Consider the following 21751-nt stretch of genomic DNA (forward strand, 5'->3'; position numbering starts at 1 on the left):
GGGCCCGGTCCGTTCCGGCCGGGAGTGTCGCCACCCCCGAGCCGTGTCGTCAAGCCGCTCGCGCGACCGGCTGCACCGCGGGATCGTGCAGGTGGCAGGCGGCGAACTGGCCGGGCGCCACCACCTTCAGCGTCGGCTCCTCGACCTTGCAGCGGTCGAAGGCGTGCGGGCAGCGGGTGTGGAAGCGGCAGCCCGAGGGCGGGCGGATCGGGCTCGGCACGTCGCCCTTCAGGATGATGCGGTTCCGCTTGGTGGTCGGGTCCGGCACCGGCACCGCCGAGAGCAGCGCCTCGGTGTAGGGGTGCTTGGGGGCGGCGAACAGCGTCTTCTTGTCGGCGATCTCGACGATCTTGCCGAGATACATCACGGCGACCCGGTGGGTGATGTGCTCGACGATCGCGAGGTCGTGGCTGATGAACAGCAGCGACACGCCGAGCTCGTCCTGGAGGTCGGACAGCAGGTTGACGATCTGCGCCTTCACCGAGACGTCGAGCGCCGAGACCGCCTCGTCGCAGATGATCAGGTCCGAGCCCGGGGCGAGGGCGCGCGCGATGCCGATGCGCTGGCGCTGCCCGCCCGAGAACTCGTGCGGGAACCGGTTCATCGCGTCGCGCGGCAGGCGCACCTTGTCCATCAGGTCGGCGAGCCGATCGTCGAGCTCGCCCTTGGAGGTGGCGAGGCCGAAATTCGTGATCGGTTCGGCCAGGATGTCGCGCACCTTGAGCCGCGGGTTGAGCGAGGAGAACGGGTCCTGGAACACCACCTGCATGCGCCGGCGCAGGGGCCTGAGCCGGCGCGCCGGCAGGTCGTCGATCCGTTCGCCGTCGAGCAGCACCTGGCCGGCCGTCGGCTCGATCAGGCGCAGCACCGTGCGTCCGACGGTCGACTTGCCGCACCCGGATTCGCCCACGAGCGACAGCGTCTCGCCGCGGTTGATCGAGAACGACACGCCATCCACGGCATAGACGTAGCCGGAGATGCCGGAGAGGAAACCGGATCGGATCGGGAAGTGCTTCTTGAGGTCGTTGACCTCCAGCAGCGGCCGCGCTGCGGGCTTGGCGGGAGCTTGTGTCATGCGGCGATCGCCTCGCGCGGCGCGTGGTGGCAGGCGACGAAATGCCCGGGCGCCTTCAGCTCGACGCCCGGCGCCACCTTGCGGCAGAGGTCGGTGACGTTCGGGCAGCGCGAGGCGAAGGCGCAGCCCTCGATCGGCCTCTTCAGGTTCGGCACGATGCCGGGAATCTCGGAGAGGCGGGTGCGCCCGCGACCCTCCAGCGACGAGCCGAGCTTCGGCACCGCACCGAGCAGACCCTGGGTGTAGGGATGACGCGGGCTGCCGAACAGGTCGGCGGCGCGCGCCTCCTCGACCTTCCGCCCCGCGTACATGACGACGATCCGCTCCGCCATCTCGGCAACCACGCCGAGATCGTGCGTGATCAGCAGGATCGCCGCGCCGACCTTCGACTTCAGTTCGCCCATCAGCTCCAGGATCTGCGCCTGGATCGTCACGTCGAGCGCGGTGGTCGGCTCGTCGGCGATCAGCAGTTGCGGGTTGCAGGCGAGCGCCATGGCGATCATCACGCGCTGGCGCATCCCGCCCGAGAGCTGGTGCGGATACTCCTTCACCCGCCGCCGCGCCTCGGGGATGTGCACGAGCTCCAGCATCTCGATCGCGCGCGCCTCGGCCGCCTTGTCGTCCATGCCCTGGTGCAGCTTCAGCGTCTCGCCGATCTGCCGCCCGACCGTCAGCACCGGATTGAGCGACGTCATCGGCTCCTGGAAGATCATGCTGATCTCGTTGCCGCGGATGTCGCGCATCTCCTTCTCGGAGAGCTTGAGCAGGTCGCGGCCCTTGAACCGCACCGAGCCGGTGATCTTCCCCGGCGGCTCCTGGATGAGCCGCAGGATCGACATCGAGGTGACCGACTTGCCGCAGCCGGACTCGCCCACGACCGCCAGCGTCTCGCCGCTCGCGATGTGGAACGAGACGCCGTCCACCGCGCGCACCGTGCCGTCGATGGTGCGGAAATGCGTGCGCAGGTCCTCGACCTCGAGCAGACGCTCAGCCATCGCCCCCTCCCCTCAGATGCGCTTCGCGAGGCGCGGATCGAGCGCGTCGCGCAACCCGTCGCCGAGCAGGTTCACCGACAGCACCGTCAGCGACAGGAACAGCGCGGGGAAGAACACGATGTAGGGCGCCACCTGCCAGAGCGCGCGGCCCTCGGCCATGATGTTGCCCCAGGACGGGATGATCGGCGGCGTCCCGGCGCCGATGAAGGACAGGATCGCCTCGGTGATCATCGCCGAGGCGCAGATATAGGTCGCCTGCACGGTGAGCGGCGCCAGCGTGTTGGGCAGGATGTGGCGCACGATGATGCGCGGGGTGGTGGTGCCGGCCGCGATCGCCGCCTCGACATAGGGCTGCTCGCGCAGGGACAGCACGACGCTGCGCACCAGGCGCGAGACCCGCGGGATCTCGGCGATCGTGATGGCGATGATCACGTTCTGCACCGACCCCCGCGTCGCCGCCATCAGCGCGATCGCGAGCAGGATCGGCGGGATCGACATCAACCCGTCCATCACGCGCATGATCACGCCGTCGAGCACGCGGATGAAGCCCGAGATCAGGCCGATGATCAGGCCGAGCAGGGAGGCGAGGATCGCCACCGCGAAGCCGACGATCAGCGAGACGCGTGTGCCGTAGATCACACGCGTATAGACGTCGCGCCCCAGCATGTCGGTGCCGAACCAGTACTCGGCCGAAGGGTGCCGCACGCGCCGCGCCGGTGCCAGCGCCTGCGGGTCGATGCTGGAGAGCAGCGGCGCGAACACGGCCGCGAGCACCATCAGGAACAGCAGCGCGCCGCCGAAGGCGATCGCCGGGTGGCGGCGGATGAAGGTGCGGATCCGGCCGCGCCGCTTCTCGGGCGCGAAGATCTCGACCTGGGCGGGAGCGGCCGCGACGGCCGTGTCGGGGCTCAATAGCGGATCCTCGGGTCGAACACGGTGTAGAGCAGGTCGATCATCAGGTTCACCAGCACGTAGACGAAGCTGAACAGCAGCACCACGCCCTGGATCACCGGGTAGTCGCGCCGCAGGATCGCATCGACGGTCAGCCGGCCGAGGCCGGGGATCGCGAACACGCTCTCCGTCACGACCGCGCCCCCGATCAGGAGCGCAATGCCGATGCCGACGACCGTGCTGATCGGCACCGCGGCGTTCTTCAGGGCGTGCAGGAAAAGGATCGGGCGGGTGCCCAGCCCCTTGGCCTTCGCCGTGCGAATGTAGTCCTGCGCCAGCACCTCGAGCATGGTCGCGCGGGTGATGCGCGCGATCAGCGCGATATAGACCGAGCCGAGCGCGATCGTCGGCAGGATCAGGTTCTCGAGGAAGGGCCAGAAACCGCGCGCGATCGGGGTGTAGCCCTGCACCGGCAGCCAGTCGAGTTCGAGCGCGAAGATGTAGGCGAGCAGATAGCCGATCACGAACACCGGCACCGAGAAGCCGAGCACGGCGAACACCATCACCGCGCGGTCGATCCAGCTCCCGGCCTTCCAGGCCGCGATCACGCCCATCGGCACCGCGATCGTCACCGAGAAGAGGATGGTCAGCACCATCAGCGCCACCGTCGGCTCGATGCGCTGCGCGATCATGTGCGTGACCGGCAGGTTCGTGAAGATCGACGTGCCGAGATCGAAGTTCACCAGCCGCCAGAGGAACTCGGCGAACTGCACGAAGAACGGCCGGTCGAGCCCGAGGGCGGCGCGAATGCGCTCGACATCCTCGGGAGTCGCCTGATCGCCCGCGATCACCGCCGCCGGGTCGCCCGGCGAGAGGATCAGCATCGAGAACACGACAAAAGCCACCACCAGCATCACCGGAATGGTGGAGAGGATCCGCCGTGCGATATAGGCCAACATCGCTGATCCAGTGCTCCCCTGCGCCTCAGGCCTTCGCCACGCCCCAGAACAGCGGCAGCGGCGCCTTGACGATGCCGCTGACGCTCCGACGCCACGCCTGATAGGCCATGAACAGCCCGGTTGGAACCCAGGTCATGAACGCCATCGAGGCGCGGTTCAGCTCCGCGACCGCCGCCCGCTCCTCGGCCGGCGTCGCGGCGGCGAACCAGGCCTCGCGCAGCCGCTCGATGCCGGGATCGTTGGGCCAGCCGAACCACGCGCCGTCGCCGTTGGTGCGCAGCGCCGTGTAGCCCGCCGGGCTCGCGCAGTCCACGCCCGCGTGCCAGGTGTGGAAGATGTTCCAGCCGCCCTCGGCCGGCGGTGCCCGCACGGCACGGCGGCGCGCCACCGTGCCCCAGTCGGTCGCGACATAGTCGACGACGCAGCCGAGCTCGCGCAGCAGCCGGTGCGTGACCTGCCCCATCGCCTTCAGCGGCGCGACATCCTCCGCGACCAGCAGCGTGATCGGCTGCCCGTCATAGCCGCTCTCGGCCAGCAGGCGGCGCGCCACGTCGTGGTCGCGCGGCCCCGACAGGATCTCGCCGCCGGCATCCGAATAGAGCGGCGTCTCGGGGGTGAAGAACGAGGGCGCGCGGCGCCAGAGCACGTCATCGTCGCCGACCACGGCGCGCATGTAGTCGGCCTGATCGACCACCATCGCGATCGCGCGCCGGGCGCGCACATCGTTGAACGGCGGGTGCAGATGATTGAAGCGCAGGCTGCCGATGTTGCCGAGCGGATCGGCGATGTCGAGGCCGATCTGCCGGTTGCGCCGCAGCACCGGCGCGTGGTCCGGCGCGACCTGCTCCCACCAGTCGAGCTCGCCGCTCTGCAACGCGGCGACGGTCGCCGCCGGATCCGGCCGCGCGATCCACTCGATCCGGTCGAAGGCGATCCGCTTGCCCCCCGCGATCCAGTCGGCCGGCTCGTCGCGCGGCTCGTAGCGCTCGAACCGCTCGAAGGTTGCGCGCGCGCCAGGATCCCATTCGTCCTTGCGGAACCGCATCGGCCCGGAGCCGATCACCTCGTCGATCTGCGTGAACGGATCGGTGCGCGCGATCCGCTCGGGCATGATGAAGGCGCAGGGCGCGCCGATCGCGCCGAGCGCCTGCAACAGCCGCGGATAGGGGGCTGAGAGGCGCAGCCGGACGGTACGGTCGTCGAGGGCGCTCAGCTCCTCGCGAAGCGCACGGATCGCCTGCCCCATGGGGTCGCGGACCATCCAGCGCTCCAGGCTCGCCACCACATCCGCCCCGCGCACCGGCTCGCCGTCATGGAAGCGCAGGCCGCTGCGCAGACGGATGGTCCAGGCCAGCCGATCGTCCGAGATCTCGTGCGCCTCGGCCATCTGCGGCTTCGGTTCCAGCCGACTGTCGATGCCGTACAGCGTGTCCCAGACCAGCATCGCGGCGTTGCGGACGACGTACTGCGTGCCCCAGATCGGATCGAGATTGGCGAGCGGCGCATGCGGCGCGAAACGCAGCGTTCGCGCAGGCGAACCCTGCGCCCGCACCGCCGGCGCGGCGAGCGTGGTTGCGGCGAGGGCCGCCGCGGTCAGCCCGGCCGCGGCGCGCCGTCCGATCACCGTGGTTCCGTCCCGCGTCGTCGCCCGCTCCGTCGCTCAGGCCGTCTTGGCCATGTTGTAGAACAGCACCACCGGGCTCTTGATCAGGCCGGTGACGTTGCGCCGCATCGCCGAGGGCGAGAGGAAATGCCCGAGCGGCACATGCGGCACGACCTGGAATGCCTCCACCTGGATCTCGGTGGCGATGCGCTTCTGCTCGGCGAGGTTCGGCGCATCGAACCAGGCATCGCGCAGCGCCTCGATCTTCTCGCTCGTCGGCCAGCCGAACCAGGCATTGAGGCCGTTGGTGCGCATCCCCACGGCCGCGGCCGGGTCGAACCAGTCGGGTCCCGCCCAGGTCGTGTGGAACACGTTCCAGCCGCCGCGGTCCGAAGGCTCGCGGCTCGCGCGCCGCTGCACCACGGTGCCCCAGTCGGTCGCGACGAACTCGAGGTTCATCCCGAGCCGGCGCAAAAGATCCGCCGTCACCTGGCTCTGTGCGGCGATCGTCGGGAAGTCGCTCGCGTGCAACTGCACGACCTTCTGCCCGCTGTAGCCCGCCGACTGCAGGGCCGCGCGCGCGCGTTCGATGCTGCGCACCTTGAGCGCGTCGGCGCCGGCTTCCGTATGCATCGGGCTGCCGTTCGACCAGTAGGAATAGCTGGTGGAGAACATCGACGGATCATCGCCGACCACCGCCTTGAGATAGTCCTCCTGGTTGACCGCGAGCAGCAGCGCGCGGCGGATCTCGGGGTTGTCGAACGGCGGATGCAGGTGGTTGAGCCGCATCATGCCGACGGTGCCGATCGGATCGCGGTTCACCACCTCGATGTTGCGGTTGCGCGCCAGCACCGGCAGCAGGTCGTGCAGCGGCAGTTCCCAGAAATCCACCTCGCCCGATTGCAGCGCCGCACCCGCGGTCGCCGGGTCGGTGATGATGTGCCACTCCATCCGCTCGGCGTTGGCGAGCTTCCCCCCCGCGGTCCAGTCCGGCGGCTCCTGGCGCGGCACGTAGCCGTCGAACTTCGCGTAGGCGACACGCGAGCCCGGGTTCCACTCATCGGGCAGGAACCGGTACGGGCCCGATCCGACAAAGGAGGTGATGGCGGTGAACGGATCGGTGTTCGCGACACTCTCGGGCATCACGAAGCACGGGCTCGCGTTCGGCTTGGCGATCGCCGACAGCAGGTGCGAGAACGGCCGCTGCAGCTTGATGCGGAAGCGCTTGTCGTCCAGCGCCTCGATGCTGTCGTGGCGCTTGGCGATCTCCTGGCCGAAGCCGTCGCGCGCCCACCAGCGCTTGATGCTGGCCACACAGTCCTGCGCGCGCACGGGCTCGCCGTTGTGGAAGCGCTGCCCGTCGCGCAGCGTGAAGATGTAGGTCCTGCCGTCATCCTCGATCTGCCAGCCATCGGCCAGCTGCGGCTTGACCTGGAAGTTGGAATCGACCGCCAGGATGGTGTCGTAGACCAGGAAGCTGTGCGTGCGGGTGATCGTGGCGGTGGTCCAGACCGGATCGAGGCTGGTGAGGTTCGCCTGCGGCACGATCCGCAAGGTGCGTGCGGCCGTCGCCTGACCATGCACCCTCGGTGCGGCGAGCGCGACCGTGGTCGCGGCCGCCGTGCCCATGAACGTCCTGCGTCGCATGCGAACCTCCCCGTGCCTGTCCGATCAGCTCTTCGCCACGCCCCAGAAGAACGGAAGCGGGCCCTTCTGGATGCCCGTCACGTTCCGCCGCCAGGCCTGGTAGCCGAGATAGAATCCGTTGGGGATGTAGACCACGTCCGTCATCGCCGCACGGTTGATCTCCTCGTAGGCCGCCTTCTCCTGCTCGGGCGTAGCCGCCTCCAGCCACTTCGCGACCGCGGCCTCGGTCGCCTCGCTGGTCGGCCAGCCGAACCAGGCGCCGTCGCCGTTGCCGCGGATCGCGTTGTAGGAGGCGGGCGCGATGCAGTCGGCCCCCGCATGCCAGGTATGGAAGATGTGCCACCCGCCCTGGCCTGGCGGTGCCTTCGACGCGCGCCGCTGGCCGACCGTGCCCCAGTCGGTGGCGACGAAATCGACGTTCATGCCGAGGCTGCGCAACAGCGCGTTGGTCACCTCGCCCATCGCCTTGAGCGGCGCCTGGTCCTGCGCGACCAGCACCGTGATCGGCTGGCCGTTGTAGCCGGCCTCGGCGAGCAGCCGCTTCGCCCCTGCGATGTCGCGCGGTCCCTTCAGGACCTCGCCGCCCGCCTCGGTGTAGGCGGGCGTGCCGGGCGTGAAGAACGACGGCAGCCGCTTCCAGAGGTTGTCGTCCGAGCCGACGATCGCGCGCATGTAGTCTTCCTGGTTGAGCGCCATCTGGATCGCCCGTCGCGCGCGCACGTCATTGAACGGCGGATGCAGATGGTTCAGCCGGAAGCTGCCGATGTTGCCGAGCGGATCGGCGATGTCGACCTCGATGTTGCGGTTGCGGCGCAGCACCGGGATCAGGTCGGGCAGCGGCGTCTCCCACCAGTCCACCTCGCCGTTCTGCAGCGCGGCCGCCGCGGTGGCCGCGTCCGGCAGGATGTGCCACTCGATCCGGTCGACCAGCATGCGCTTGCCGCCCGAGAGCCAGTCCGGCGCCTCCTCGCGCGGCACGTAGTCCGCGAACCTCTCGAACACCGCGCGCGAACCCGGCACCCACTCGTCGCGCTTGAAGCGCATCGGCCCGGAGCCGACGATCTCGGTGATCTGCTGGAACGGATCCGTCTTGGCGATCCGCTCCGGCATGATGAAGGACATCGGCGTGTTGTTCTTGCCGAGTGCGAAGATCATCTTCGGGAACGGCGACTTGAGCCGGATGCGGAAGGTGCGATCGTCCACCGCCTCGATGGCGTCGAGCCGCGCCCGGATGAGCTGCCCCATCGGATCGCGCGGCATCCAGCGGATCAGGCTCTGGACAACGTCCTTCGACAGCACCGGCTCGCCGTCGTGGAACTTCAGACCCGCGCGCAGCCGGAAGGTCCAGACCTTGAACTCCGCGTCGTGCTCCTCGCCCTCGACCATCTGGCGCTTGGGCTCGAGCCGGCTGTTCACGCCGTAGAGCGTGTCCCAGACCAGCGCCGAGCCGTTGCGCACGACGTATTGCGTGCCCCAGATCGGGTCGAAATTGGCCAGATTGGCCTGCGGCACGAACCGCAGCGTGCGCGCCGCCGCCCCCTGCCCGAGGGCCGGTGCCGAAAGCCCTGTCGCTGCCGCAGCCGTCATGCCGGCTGCCGCCCCGATAAACGTCCGTCGCTTCATTCGGTCCCTCCGCTCTCCCTGCGGTTGCAACCGGGACCGGCGTCTCCCAAACGCACGCGGTCCGCGGTCGAAACGCCGTCGCAGCCCGCGTGCGCCACCGACGGCCGTCGGGGGCAGCCTAGCGCCCGCGCGCGCGACCGCAAGAGGGTAGCGCGAGGCGTCGCCGCCGGGACATCACGGCTTGCGGACCGGCGCGCGGTCGTGCCTCAGCCGATCGAGACGCCCCAGAAGAGCGGGATCCCGCCCGGCTGCATCGCGCCCGAGAGCGTGCGGCGATGCGCCATCGGCAGGAAGTACTGGCCGAGCGGGATGTAGGGGACATCCTCCATCGCCTGGCGCTGGAGATCGGCGGCGATCCGGCGCTGCTCCTCCAGGCTCGTCGCCTCGAACCACGCCTCCCGCAGCGCCTCGATGCGCGGGCTCTCGGGCCAGCCGATGAAACCCGCGCTTCCATTGCCGCGCAGCAGGAGGTGGCCGGCAGGGTTGATGTGGTCGAGCCCGGCCCAGGAGGAGAAGTAGCCACTCCAGCCGCCGCGCGCGGGCGGCTCGCGCGAGCCGAGCCGGCGCACCACGCTCGCCCAGTCCATGGTCTGGTAGTCCACGGTGAGCCCGGCCTTGCGCAGCATGTCCGCGCCGACCTCGCTCATCGCCGCGGTCGCTGGCACGTCGGTCGCGGCGAGCAGCACCACGGGCTCGCCCGCATAGCCGCTCTCGGCCACCAGCCGGCGCGCGCGGTCGAGGTCGAAGCGCATCGCCTCCAGCCCCGCCTCGGTCGCAAGCGGCGTGCCCGGCGCGAACACGCCCACTCCGGTGCGCCAGAACCGCGCATCCGTCCCCGCGATCGCGGCGCCGAAATCCGCCTGGTTCACCGCCGGCAGCAGCGCGCGCCTGAGCCGGGGGTTGTCGAAAGGCGGCTGGAGGTGGTTGGGCCGGAACGTGGCGATGAAGCCGAGCGTGTCCGGGATCGTCACGACAACGTCGCGTTCGCGCGCGAGCATCGGATGCAGATCGGCGGTCGTGCGCTCCCACCACGCGACCTCACCCGCGCGCAGGGCTGCCGCCGCGGTCGCCGGATCGGGAATGATCTGCCACTCGACGCGATCCACCAGCACCCGCTTCGGGCCCGCGGTGAAGGAAGCCTCGCCCTCGGCGCGCGGGACGTAGCCGTCGAAGCGCTCATAGACGACGCGCGCACCGAGCACGAACTCGTCCGCACGGAAGCGGAACGGACCCGAGCCGACCACCTCGCCCGGGCCGAACGGCCGCATCGGATCGGCGGACGCGATGCGCTCGGGCATCACGAAGCAGGCGATGCTGCCCGGCTTGGCCAGCGCATCGGCCAGCATCGCGAAGGGGCGCCTCAGCCGGATCGCGAAGCGGCGGTCATCGAGGGCGGCGATCTCCTCGGCGAGCGCCAGCACCCGCCCGCCCATCGCGTCGCGCGCGCCCCAGCGGCGGATCGAGGCGACGCAATCGGCCGCGCGGACCGGCTCGCCATCGTGGAAGCGGAGCCCTTCGCGCAGGGTGAAGGTCCAGCGCAGCCCGCCATCCTCGACACCGTGCCCGGCCACCATCTGCGGCTGCGCCCGATACTGCGCGTCGATGCCGTAGAGCGTGTCCCAGACCAGGAAGCCGTGGTTGCGCGTGACATAGGCCGAGGAGGCGACCGGATCGAGCACGGCCAGGCTGGCATGCGGCACGAAGCGGATCGTGCGCGCGGGCTGCGCGAGCGCCGGCGCGGCCAGCGCCGCCAGCCCCGCCTGCATCAAGGTTCGACGCTTCATGGCACTCCACGCCGGTTTGGTTGGCGCGGACGGTGCCCGAGCGCCGAGCCCACCGCAATGGGTTCTGCGCGACCCGGACGGTTACGCGCGGCGCACGTTGAGCGGCAGCACCATCCCCTTGAGCACGCCGGTGAGCGACCGGCGCCAGGCCGAGGAGACGAAGTACTGGCCGATCGGCCAATAGGGCAGGTCCTGCCAGAACTGCGCCTGGATGCGCCGGCCGATCGCCCTCTGCGCCTCCGCCGTCGGCGCCTCGAACCATTCGTCGCGCAGCGCCTCCAGCGCGGCGCTCGTCGGCCAGCCGAACCACGCGCCGTCGCCGTTGGCGCGCAGCAGCAGGTGGCCCGCCGGCGAGTTGAAGTCGATGCCGGCGAACAGCGCGATCAGCGCATTCCATCCGCCCTGGCCCGGCGGCTCCTTGCGCGCCCGGCGCTGGAGCAGCGTGCCCCAGTCCATGGTCGCGTCGTCCACCGTCAGGCCGCATTTGCGCATCATGTCGATCGCGACCTGGGTGAGGTTGAAGTTGTTGACGATGTTGGCGGGGTCGAGGAACACCACCGTCTCGCCCCGATAGCCGGCGGCCAGCAACGCGCGCTTCGCCGCCTCGGTGTCGCGCGGACCGGTCAGCACGCCGATGCCCTCGTCGTTCGCCATCGGCGAGTTCACCGGGAAGCAGCCGACGCCGTCGCGCCAGAGCGTCCGGTCGGGCCCCATGATCGACTGCATGAAGTCGGCCTGGTTGATCGCCGGCAGCAGCGCGCGCCGCTTCGCCGGATCGTCGAAGGGCGGATGCAGGTGATTGGGCCGCAGCGAGGCGACCAGGCCGGAGGTGTCCACCACATCCACCACAACGTCGCGGTTGCGCTGCAGCACCGGGCGGAGATCGTTCGGCACCGCCGACCACCAGTCGATCTCGCCGGTCTGCAGCGCCGCGGCCGAGGTCGCGGCATCGGTGATGATGTGCCACTCCATGCGCTCGAAATGCGCGTGTTTCGGCCCCGAGGTCATGCTCGGCGTGCCCTCGCGCGGCACGTAGCGGTCATAGCGGCGGTACACGATCCGGCTGCCGACCACGCGTTCCTCGGGCACGAGCCGGTACGGGCCCGAGCCGATCACCTCGGGGATCGCGGTCGCGGAATCGGTCTGCGCCAGCCGCTCCGGCATGACGAAGCACGGATACGACGAGGGCTTGCCGAGCGCATCCAGCATCGGCCCGAACGGGCGGTTCAGCCGGATCTCGAAGCGGCGGTCATCGAGCGCGCGGATCTCGGCCAGACGCTGCGCGAGCGCCTGGCCGTGCGCGTCGCGCGTCATCCAGCGCCGGATCGAGGCGACCGCGTCCTTGGCCCGCACCATCTCGCCGTCGTGGAAGGTGGGCCCCTGGCGCAGCGTGAACACCCAGCGCTTGCCGTCCTCCTCGACGACATGTCCCTCGGCGAGCTGCGGGTGCGGGCGGAGCTGCTCGTCCACGCCGTAGAGCGTGTCCCAGACCATGTGGCCGTGGTCACGCGTCGGGTAGGCGGTCGTCACCATCGGGTCGAGGATGGTGACGTCCGCCTGCGGAATGTATTTCAGCACCCGCGCCGCATCGCCCTGCGCGAGCGCCGGCGCGCCCAGCGGTGCGGCGGCGAGCGCGGCGGCCCCCTGCAAGGCGGTGCGGCGACGGAGCATGTCAGACCCTCCTGACGTTCCAGAACACGGGAATGCCGCCCGGCTGCATCACGCCGGTGACCGAGCGGCGATGCGCGAGCGGCTGGAAGAACTGGCCGAGCGGGATGTAGGGCACGTCCTCGAACATCTGCTTCTGCAGCTCGGCTGCGATGCGCTGCTGGCTCTCGAGGTCGGGCGCCTCGAACCAGTCCTCGCGCAGCTGTTCGAGCTTGGCGCTCTCCGGCCAGCCGATGAAGCCCTGCCGGCCCTGACCACGCAGCATATGGTGCCCGGCCGGGTTGAGATGATCAAGCCCGCCCCAGTTGGTGCAGAACACGCTCCAGCCGCCCTGCTCAATCGGCTCCTGGCGCGCGCGGCGCTGCACCACAGTGCCCCAGTCCATCGATTGGAAGTCGATGTTCACGCCCAGGCGGCGGAACATATCGCCCGCCACCTGGCTCAGCGCCTGGAGGCTGGCGATGTCGGTGGTGGCGAGCAGGACGATGCGCTCGCCGTTGTAGCCGCTCTCGGCGATCATCCGCTTGGCGAGGTCGATGTTGTTGGCGAACGCCTCCATGCCGGCGGTGTTCGCGAGCGGCGTGCCGGGCGTGAAGGCGCCGACACCGGTCTTCCAGTATTTCGGATCGGTGCCCATCACGGCCGTCATGTAGTCGGCCTGGTTGACCGCCCGCACCAGCGCCTGGCGGAACTTCGGGTTGTTCATCGGCGGATGCAGATGGTTCGGCCGCATCACCGAGATCGAACCGAGCGGATCGGGCAGCATCACGTTGATGTTCCGATTCCGTTCGAGAACCGGGATCAGGTCGGCCGTGGCGATCTCCCACCAGTCGATCTCGCCCGATTGCAGCGCCGCGCCGGCGGTCGCGAAGTCGGGGATGATGTGCCACTCGACGCGATCGAAATGCACGACCTTCGGCCCGGCCGTGCCCGAGGGCTGCCCGGAGGGACGGGGCACGTAGCCGGCGAACTTCTCGTAGACGACACGGCTGCCCGAGACGAGCTCGTCGCGCTTGAAGGTGAACGGCCCGCTGCCGATCATCTGCTCGGGGCGGATCTGGGTGAACGCATCGGTCTCGGCGATCCGTTCCGGCATGATGAACGGCACGTTGCTGGTCGGCTTGGAGAGCGAGTCCAGCATCAGGCCGAAGGGTCGCTTCAGGCGGATCTCGAAGCGCCGGTCGTCGAGCGCCTTCATCTCGTCGGTCAGCGACGCCAGCCGCGCGCCCATCGGATCGCGCTTGGCCCAGCGCGCGAGCGAGGCCACGCAGTCGCGCGCCCGCACCGGCTCCCCGTCGTGGAACCTCAGCCCCTCGCGCAGCGTGAAGGTCCAGCGGCGGTCGCCGTCCTCGACCGTGTGGCCCTCGACCATCTGCGGCTGGGCCTTGTACTGGTCATCGAGCCCGTAGAGCGTGTCCCACACCAGGAAGCCGCTGTTGCGGGTGACGTACGCGGTGGTCCAGATCGGATCCATCACCGTCAGGTTGGCGTGCGGAATGAACTTCAGCGTCCGCGCCGCCTGGCCCTCGACCAGCGCGGGTGCCGCGACCGTCGCCGCCGCCGCGCCAAGAAATGTGCGTCGCCTCATCGTTTCGTGTCTCCCTAGCCCGTTGCGGGTCTGCCCGCGAGCATCGCGCGTCCGCCGAGGTGCTGTCCAGAAGCCGCGATCACGGCCGAGCCGGGCCGTAGCCGAACGCGACGGGCGGCGGGTCGGCGGTTTCGATCCACACCGCCTTGGTGCGCGTGTAGGCGAGCAGCGCCTCGACCCCGGAGGAGCGTCCGTGGCCCGAGGCCCCGAAGCCGCCGAACGGCACCGAGACATGGATGGTGCGGTAGCCGTTGACCCAGAACGTGCCCGCCCGCACGGCGGCCGCGACCCGGTGCGCGCGGCCGACATCGCGCGTCCAGACCGCGCCGGCGAGGCCGAACCGCGTGTCGTTGGCGAGCCGGATCGCCTCGGCCTCGTCGTCGAATGGGATCGCGGCGAGCACCGGGCCGAACACCTCCTCCTGCGCGATCGTGGCGGATGGGGACACCCCGGCGAGCAGCGTCGGCGCGAGCCAGAACCCGCCGGCGGGAACCCCGGCGGGAGCCGTCCCACCGGACGCGAGTCTCGCCCCGGAGGCCACGCCCTCGGCCACCATCGCCGTCACCTTGGCGTGCTGGCGCGCGTTCGCGATCGGCCCCATCTCGGTCGCCGGGTCGAGCGGTAGGCCGAGGCGGATGCGAGTCGCCCCCTCGGCCACGCCGGCGACGAACCGGTCATGGATCGACCGCTCGACCAGCAGCCGTGACCCGGCGACACAGGACTGGCCGCACCCGGCGAAGATCGCCGCCTGGGCGCCCCGCACGGCGGCGTCGAGATCGGCGTCGGCGAAGACGATGTTCGCGCTCTTGCCGCCGAGCTCCAGCACGCATGGAATCCCGCGCCGCGCGGCTGCGGCACCGATCACCGCACCCGCCTCTGGCGAGCCGACGAAGGTCACCATGTCCACCCGCGCGTCCCCGAGCAGCGCCGCACCGGTGCCCGGCCCGTAGCCCGGCACCACCGAGACGACGCCGCGCGGCACGCCCGCCCCCTCGGCCAGCGCGCCGAACGCCAGGCTGGTCAGCGGCGTCAGTTCCGAGGGCTTGAGGATGCAGGCGTTCCCGGCAGCCAGGATGGGGGCCACGTTCCAGCCGGCGGTGAACAGCGGCGCGTTCCAGGGCGTGATCGCCAGCACGACGCCCTGCGGCTCGTGCCGCACCGTCACGTGATGCGAGGTCGGCACGGGGATGACCCGGCCCTCCAGCTTGTCGGTCCAGCCGGCCCAGTAGCGCAGCATGTCGGCCACCGCGGCGACCTCGCGGGCGCAGTCGCGCACCGGCTTGCCGCTGGTCGCGGCTTCCAGGGTCGCGAGCGGCTCGGCGTGCCGCGCCACCGCCTCGCCCCAGGCCCAGAGCGCGCGGCCGCGCGCCGCCGGCGCCAGCGCCGCCCAGGCGCGGAAGCCGCGCGAAGCGGTCTCGGCGGCGTGCGCGGCGACGCGCGGGCCGGCATCGCGGTAGGTGAGGATGGTCTCGCCGGTGGCGGGATCGATGAGCGTGACCGGCTCGCCCTCGCCGGGAACGAGCGCGCCGTCGATCCAGGACCCGGGCGCGCCCGCACCCAGCAGCGTGGCGAAGGCGCGCTCGGTCGCGGCGCGCGCGGAGAGCGCCGGCGCGTCATGCATCGCCCGCCTCCGCCTGCCAGAGCTCGGCGGCGACGCGGTTGAAATCCGCGCCGTCCGGCACCGCGCTCGCCCGCATCCAGAGCCGGCCGACCTCCTCCATCAGCGTGCCGGTGCCGCCGACGCGCTCGGCAAGTTCGAGCGCGAGACGCACATCCTTGCGCATCAGCCCGGCGGTGAAGCCGGAATCGAAGCTTCCGGGCAGGATCCAGCGCGGGAAGTTCACCTCGGTCGCGGCGCTGCGGCCCGAGGCGCCGTTGATCACGGCGAGCGCCGCCTCGGCCTCCACCCCCGCCCGGCGCGCGAGCCTGAGCGCCTCGGCCGCGGTCAGCAGATGGGCCGCCACCAGCAGGTTGTTGGCGAGCTTCGCGACCGCCCCCGCACCCGACGCGCCGACATGCACCACCTTGGCGGCGATCGCCTCCAGCGCCGGCATCGCGCGCGCAAGCGCCTCCGCCTCGCCGCCGACCATCATCGTCAGTTTGCCGGCGCGCGCGCCGTGCGGCCCGCCCGAGACCGGCGCGTCGAGCCACGCCAGCCCCGTGGCCGAGAAGCCGGGGGCGAGCGCGCGCGGCGTCTCGGGCGCGACCGTGGAGGTGTCCACCACCACGCCATCGGCCATCATCCCGGCGGCGGGCAGCGTCGCTGCGACCGCGCGCACGGCGTCGTCGTTGGGCAGGGACAGGATCACCACCTCCGCGCCCGTGGCGGCATCCTCGGCGACCGCGAGCCCGGCCGCCTCGGCCGCCTTGCGCCGCGCCGGATCGCGGTCCCAGCCCTGCACCGCCTCGCCGCGCTCGGCGAGCCGCTCGGCCATCGCGAGCCCCATCGCGCCGAGCCCGATCACCGCCACCTGCATGCAATGTCTCCTGCGGCTAGATGCAGAGCCCGCCGTCCACGTGCAGCACCTGGCCGGTGATGTAGCCCGCCTCGGGCGAGAGCAGGAAGGCGATCGCGGCCGCGACCTCCGCCGGCTCGCCCTTGCGGCCGAGCGGGATCTCGGCCTCGGCGGCGCTGGAGGCACCGGCGGCAAGTGCCGCATGCGCGCCCGCGTCCTTGCGGATGAAGCCGGGACACACCGCATTCGCCGTCACCCCGCGCGGGGCGAGGATGATCGCGAGCGACTTCACCATCGCCTCGACGGCCGCCTTCGCGGCGGCCGAGGCCGGGAACATCGGCACGCGCGGGCGGAAGACGTGCGCGACGAAGGAACTGACCGCGACGATCCGCCCGGCCCTTGCGCCGTCGAGCAGCGGGAGCGCGGCGGTCGCGAGGCCGAAGAACCCGGTCGCGATCGGCGCGTGCGAACGGGCGAGCACGGCCTCGTCGAGCTCGCCCCAGGGCGTGCGGTCGGCGAAGCCGGCATTCGCGACCAGCGCGTCGAGCCCGCCGAACGCGGCGACCACACGCGCGATCAGCGCGGCCGGAATTCCCGGCTCGCCGAGATCGCCGAGCATGATCTCGACCGCCGCCCCGGCCGCGCGCGCCTGCCCGGCCACCGCGGCGAGCGCGGCCTCATTGCGTCGCGTGTGCAGCGCCAGCGCCACGCCGGGCGCGGCCAGTCTCCGCGCGGTCGCCGCACCGATGCCGGTCGCCGCGCCCGTGATCAGGATGGTTCTGGGTCGATCGCTCATGGATGCATGGTAGGGATGTTGCGGCGCACACAACAGCCGGGCACTCTCCTGGTCTCCCACGGAGCTGCCTCCATGCGACGCCTCGCCCTCGCCCTCCTGCTCGCGGTCTCGCCGCTCGCGGACCGCGCGCCCTCCGCCCAGACACTGCGCATCGCCTACCAGGGTGACGTCGTCTCGATGGACCCCTACGCGATGAACGAGACCTTCACCACGGCGTTCCTCGCGCACATCAACGAGCCGCTGGTGCGCCGCCTGCCCGATCTCGCGCTCGAACCCGGGCTTGCCGAGCGCTGGGAGCGGGTGACCGACACGCTCTGGCGCTTCCACCTGCGCCGCAACGTCACGTTCCACGAGGGCGAGCCCTTCACCGCCGCGGATGTCGTGTTCAGCCTGGAGCGGGTGCGCAAGCCGGGCTCCGCGATGCTCGCGCGGGCCGCCTCGATCAAGGCGGTGAACGCGGTCGATCCGCACACGGTCGAGATCGAGACCGACGGGCCGGCGCCGACCCTGCTCGCCGACCTCACGAACATCCTGATCCTGTCGAAGCGCTGGGCCGAGGCGAACGGGGCCGAGGAGCCGGTCGATATCCGCGCGCGGCGCGAGAACCATGCCGCGCGCCACGCGAACGGGACCGGCCCGTTCCGGCTGCAAAGCTACGCGCCGGGCGAGCGCACGGTACTCATCCGCAACGATGCCTGGTGGGACCGGATGGAGGGCAATCTCCGCGAGGTGGTCCTGCAGCCGGTCGGCTCCGACCCGACGCGCGTGGCCGCCCTGCTCTCCGGCCAGGTCGATCTCGCCTGGCCGATCCCCGTGCAGGACATCGCGCGCGTCTCGGCCGCGCCGGGGATCCGCGTCATGGAGGGGCTGGACCTGCGCACGATCTTCCTCGGCATGGACCAGTCGAGCGAGGAACTGCGCTACTCGTCCGTGAAGGGGAAGAACCCGCTTGCCGATGTCAGGGTGCGCGAGGCGATGTACCGCGCGATCGACATCGAGGCGATCCGTGCACGGCTGATGCGCGGGCGGGCGACGCCGACCGCGCTGCTGAACGGCCCCGGCATCGAGGGGTTCGACGCGGCGCAGAACGCGCGCCGCCCCGCCTTCGACCTTGCCCGCGCCCGTGTGCTGATGGCCGAGGCGGGCTACGCCGAGGGGTTCGAACTCGGCATGCACTGCCCGAACAACCGCTACGTCAATGACGAGCAGATCTGCCAGGCGGTCGCGCAGATGCTGGCGCGGATCGGCATCCGCGTGACGCTCACGGCCGAGCCGGCGGCGCAATATTTCGGCCGCGCCCAGCGCCGCGACGTCTCGTTCTACATGCTGGGCACCACGCCGCCGACCTATGACAGCTTCTCGACGCTGTTCGGCCTGCTGATGTGCCGCGAGGAGACGGCGCGCGCGCGCGGCTGGCCGACCATCCGCGGCCAGGGCCAGTTCAACCACGGCGGGTTCTGCGACCGCGAGGCCGACGAGGCGATCGCCGCGGCGCGTACCGAACTCGATCCGGCCAGGCGCCGGGTGCACTTCGCCGCCGCCTGGCGCGTGATGATCGACCGCTACGCCTACATCCCGCTGCACCAGCAGGCGCTCGCCTGGGGCATGCGCGAGGGCGTGACGCTGCGCCAGCGCCCCGACGACGTGCTCGATCTCCGCTTCGTCCGCGTGCAGTGAAGACCGTCGTCGTCGGCGCCGGCGTGGTCGGCCTCGCGGCCGCCTGGCAGCTCGCGCGCGCGGGCCACGCGGTCACGGTGGTCGAGGCAGGACCGATCCCGAACCCTACCGGCGCGAGCTGGGACGAGCATCGGCTCTGCCGCCTGCCCTACGGCGACCAGCACGGCTACGCGCAGCTGATGGCGCCGGCCATGGCGGCATGGGAACGGGTCTGGGCCGCGCTGGGCGAGCGGCACTATGCCGAGACCGGCTGCCTCGCGCTCTCGACCGCCGTGGGCGACTGGACCGACCGGTCGCGCGCCTCGCTCGCCGGCCTTGGCCTGCCGCATCGGGTCATGACACCCGACGAGGTGGCCGCGCGCTGCCCGTTCCTGCGGGTGGACGACGCGCGGTTCGGGCTCTGGACCGAGGGCGGGGCGCTGTTCGCCGACCGGATCACCGCCGGGTTCGCGGCACTCGCGCAGGCGGCCGGTGCGGCCTTCCTCGCCGAGACCCCGGCCCGCACGGTCGATCCCGCCGCCGCGCGCGTCGCATTGGCGGACGGCCGGAGGGTCGACGGCGATGCCGTTCTCGTCGCCGCCGGCGCCTGGACCAGCCGGCTCGCGCCCTGGGTCGGCGAGGGCCTGACCCCGCTGCGGCAGGTGGTGGTCTATGCAGAGCCACCGGCCTCGCTTGCGGAGGCGTGGCGGCAAGCGCCGATCCTGCTCGACATGGGCGGACCGCGCGGCATGTACGCCGCCCCACCGGTCGCCGGGCGGCGGCTGAAGCTCGGCTGCGGCGCGCTGAACGCGCCGGGCGATCCCGACACGCCGCGCACCCCCTGCCCGGAGGACGGTCCGCCCGTGCTCGCCGCGTGGCGCGAGCGCCTGGTGGATCACCACGCCTACCGCCTCCTTGAGGCGCGCATCTGCTTCTACGCGAATGCCACGGACCAGTGCTTCCGCATCGCCCGCTCGGGCCGGGCGGTCGCGATCACCGGGTGTTCGGGCCACGCCTTCAAGTTCGCCGCCCTGCTCGGCGAAGGGCTCGCATCCGCGCTTGCGGGCGACGAGGCGCCGCTGCGCTGGATCGCCGGCGAGGCAGCGGCCTACGCGCGCGCGGCCTGACCGAGCCGGCCGAGCCGATCCGCGCGCACCACGCGCGCCTCGCCGCGGCGGACCGTCACACCGATCCGATCCAGCCATTCGAGCAGCACGATCGCCATGTTCCGCCCGCACCTCGCGGCGTCGCGGAACGGGCCGGGGCGTACCAGCCCATCGGAATCCCGCGCGGCGAGCAGCGCTGCGGCGAGGGTCGGCAGCACCGTGCCGGCGAGGAAGCGGCCCGGTGCGACCTCCACCGCCTCGCCGAGCCGGGCGAGGCGGCGCAGCGTGGCGAGCGCTGTCCGGGCCTCGATCCCGGCTTCCGCGGCGAGGTCATGGGCAGCGCGGGGGCGAAGGGCCGCCGCGACAAGGGGGCCGAGGAGCGCATCCGCGCGCACGCGCTCGGCCGGGGCGAGCGACGGCGCGTGGTCCGGCAGCCGCCAGAGCGGCCCCGCGCGCGCGATCCGCCCCTCCACGGCGAAGCGGTCGAGCGTTGCCTCCAGCAGGTCGGGCGGCGGGCGGTTGGGCAGGGCAGCCCGCAGCGCCGCCGCGCCGAGCCCGGGCGACTCGGGCTGGGCGGCGTGATGCGCGGCGAGCGCCGTCTCGATCGCCACGGCCAGCGCCGTCCAGGCCGGCGGCGCGACCGCCCAGCGGCCGAGGCGCACCGCCCCAAGGTCACGCCAAAGCGCCTCGGAATCGTCGAGGTTGCGCGCCCGCGCGAATGCGTCGGCATCGACCCAGCCAGGGGGGAGCGCGAGCAGGGCGGCGGCCGCCTGGGCGTTCGGCAGGCCCAAGGCGTCGAGCTGCGCGAGCCGCGCGGGCGCGCGCCGGTCGCGCGCGGGCGGCGCCGGGTCCAGCACCACGCCGCCGCAGAGCACCGCGCCCTCCGGGCCGCGCAGCAACACGCGATCGCCGGCGAGCAGCGGCAGCGCCCGGCCCAGCAGCAGCGCCGCCAACCCCTCGCCGAGCGCTTCGAGCCGGACCGACACATGGGCAGCGCCCGCGTGGAGCGTCCCGGCGCGCGGCAGCCGGCCGGCCAGCCCGACCAGCCGCGCGTCGAGCCGCAGGGTCGGCACATGCAGCCGGGGCGCGACGATCCAGTCGCCGCGCGCGACCACGCCGGCGGCGATTCCCTCGCCGGCGAGATTGACCGCGACCCGCGCGCCGGCGAGGGCCGCCTCCACCGGCCGGTCGTTCGCGCGCAGGCCGCGCACCCGCGCCGGGATGCCGGCGGGCGAGACCACCACCGCGTCGCCCACCGCCAGCCGTCCGGCGGAGAGAAGCCCCGCCGCCACCACGCCGGCGCCGTCGATCACGAAGGCGCGGTCCACCGCCAGCCGCGCCGCACCGCGCGGCGCCGGGACCGGTTGGCGCAGCGCCGCGATCGCGGTCCGGAGCGCGTCGATCCCCTCGCCCGTCACGGCCGAGACCGCCAGGATCGGCGCACCAGCCAGCCCCGTGCCGGCGAGCAGTGCCCGCATCTCCTCGGCGACCGCCGCGATCCGCGCGGGCTCGGCCCGGTCCGCCCGGGTCAGCACGACGATCCCGCGCGCCACGCCGAGCAGGTCGAGCACGCGCAGGTGTTCATGCGTCTGCGGCCGCGGCCCCTCGTCGGCGGCGACGCAGAACAGCACCGCCGCGATCCCGCTCACACCGGCCACCATCGTGGCGAGGAAGCGTTCGTGTCCGGGCACGTCCACGATGCCGACCCTTGCCTCGTCCTCCCCCGCATAGGCGAAGCCGAGATCGATGGTCATGCCGCGCCGGCGCTCCTCCGCCAGCCGGTCGGTCTCGACCCCGGTGAGCGCGCGCACCAGCGTGGTCTTGCCGTGGTCAACATGCCCCGCTGTGCCGAGGATCACACCGCAACCTCACCCAAGCGTGCCATCCGCGCCATCCTTCCGCCG

Annotated in this window: 16 protein-coding genes; 2 read left to right on the plus strand and 14 right to left on the minus strand. The window is 71.8% G+C overall.

All coding sequences use genetic code 11. From position 1 onward, the window contains the following. Positions 1–49: 49 nt before the first annotated feature. The 13 genes from F563_RS0107830 to F563_RS25555 all read right to left on the minus strand — a co-directional run bounded on the left by F563_RS0107830 (position 50) and on the right by F563_RS25555 (position 17085). Positions 50–1075, minus strand: a complete 1026-nt coding sequence (locus F563_RS0107830; protein ID WP_019014107.1) for an ABC transporter ATP-binding protein — start codon at positions 1073–1075, stop codon at positions 50–52. Then, complete coding sequence (locus F563_RS0107835; RefSeq protein WP_019014108.1) at positions 1072–2070, minus strand: ABC transporter ATP-binding protein; 999 nt, start codon at positions 2068–2070, stop codon at positions 1072–1074. The genes F563_RS0107830 and F563_RS0107835 overlap by 4 nt, the downstream gene beginning before the upstream one ends. A gap of 12 nt (positions 2071–2082) precedes the next feature. Beyond that, a complete protein-coding gene (locus tag F563_RS0107840) occupies positions 2083–2982 on the minus strand; it encodes an ABC transporter permease (protein ID WP_019014109.1) in 900 nt (299 codons plus the stop codon). Continuing rightward, positions 2979–3920, minus strand: a complete 942-nt coding sequence (locus tag F563_RS0107845; protein WP_019014110.1) for an ABC transporter permease — start codon at positions 3918–3920, stop codon at positions 2979–2981. The genes F563_RS0107840 and F563_RS0107845 overlap by 4 nt, the downstream gene beginning before the upstream one ends. Before the next feature lie 25 nt (positions 3921–3945). After that, complete coding sequence (locus F563_RS0107850; RefSeq protein WP_019014111.1) at positions 3946–5544, minus strand: ABC transporter substrate-binding protein; 1599 nt, start codon at positions 5542–5544, stop codon at positions 3946–3948. A 36-nt stretch (positions 5545–5580) separates the two neighbouring features. Continuing rightward, on the minus strand, positions 5581–7170 hold the full coding sequence (locus F563_RS0107855; protein WP_035574919.1) for an ABC transporter substrate-binding protein: 1590 nt from the start codon (positions 7168–7170) through the stop codon (positions 5581–5583). A 24-nt stretch (positions 7171–7194) separates the two neighbouring features. Continuing rightward, on the minus strand, positions 7195–8793 hold the full coding sequence (locus tag F563_RS0107860; RefSeq protein WP_026299415.1) for an ABC transporter substrate-binding protein: 1599 nt from the start codon (positions 8791–8793) through the stop codon (positions 7195–7197). A 206-nt stretch (positions 8794–8999) separates the two neighbouring features. Further along, positions 9000–10577, minus strand: a complete 1578-nt coding sequence (locus tag F563_RS0107865; RefSeq protein WP_051089352.1) for an ABC transporter substrate-binding protein — start codon at positions 10575–10577, stop codon at positions 9000–9002. 81 nt (positions 10578–10658) lie between these two features. After that, positions 10659–12248, minus strand: a complete 1590-nt coding sequence (locus F563_RS0107870) for an ABC transporter substrate-binding protein (RefSeq protein WP_019014115.1) — start codon at positions 12246–12248, stop codon at positions 10659–10661. 1 nt (position 12249) lies between these two features. Further along, positions 12250–13833, minus strand: coding sequence for an ABC transporter substrate-binding protein (locus F563_RS0107875; RefSeq protein ID WP_019014116.1), 1584 nt, complete (start codon positions 13831–13833; stop codon positions 12250–12252). Positions 13834–13912: 79 nt separating this feature from the next. Next, positions 13913–15454 carry an aldehyde dehydrogenase family protein gene (locus tag F563_RS0107880; protein WP_019014117.1) on the minus strand — a complete coding sequence of 514 codons (1542 nt, stop codon included), beginning with the start codon at positions 15452–15454 and terminating at the stop codon, positions 13913–13915. Continuing rightward, positions 15447–16310, minus strand: coding sequence for an NAD(P)-dependent oxidoreductase (locus F563_RS0107885; RefSeq protein WP_019014118.1), 864 nt, complete (start codon positions 16308–16310; stop codon positions 15447–15449). Before F563_RS0107885 ends, F563_RS0107880 begins: the two co-directional genes overlap by 8 nt. A 16-nt stretch (positions 16311–16326) precedes the next feature. After that, positions 16327–17085 carry an SDR family NAD(P)-dependent oxidoreductase gene (locus F563_RS25555; protein WP_019014119.1) on the minus strand — a complete coding sequence of 253 codons (759 nt, stop codon included), beginning with the start codon at positions 17083–17085 and terminating at the stop codon, positions 16327–16329. A gap of 72 nt (positions 17086–17157) precedes the next feature. Here F563_RS25555 and F563_RS0107895 point away from each other — a divergent pair, with 72 nt between their 5' ends. Next, positions 17158–18762 carry an ABC transporter substrate-binding protein gene (locus F563_RS0107895; protein ID WP_019014120.1) on the plus strand — a complete coding sequence of 535 codons (1605 nt, stop codon included), beginning with the start codon at positions 17158–17160 and terminating at the stop codon, positions 18760–18762. Continuing rightward, positions 18759–19868 carry an FAD-dependent oxidoreductase gene (locus tag F563_RS21975; protein ID WP_019014121.1) on the plus strand — a complete coding sequence of 370 codons (1110 nt, stop codon included), beginning with the start codon at positions 18759–18761 and terminating at the stop codon, positions 19866–19868. Before F563_RS0107895 ends, F563_RS21975 begins: the two co-directional genes overlap by 4 nt. Here the strand turns inward: F563_RS21975 and selB are convergent. Further along, on the minus strand, positions 19850–21706 hold the full coding sequence (gene selB, locus F563_RS0107905; RefSeq protein WP_019014122.1) for a selenocysteine-specific translation elongation factor: 1857 nt from the start codon (positions 21704–21706) through the stop codon (positions 19850–19852). The genes F563_RS21975 and selB overlap by 19 nt on opposite strands. Positions 21707–21751: the final 45 nt, after the last annotated feature.

The sequence above is a fragment of the Elioraea tepidiphila DSM 17972 genome, assembly GCF_000378465.1.
In the GTDB taxonomy this organism is placed as follows: domain Bacteria; phylum Pseudomonadota; class Alphaproteobacteria; order Acetobacterales; family Acetobacteraceae; genus Elioraea; species Elioraea tepidiphila.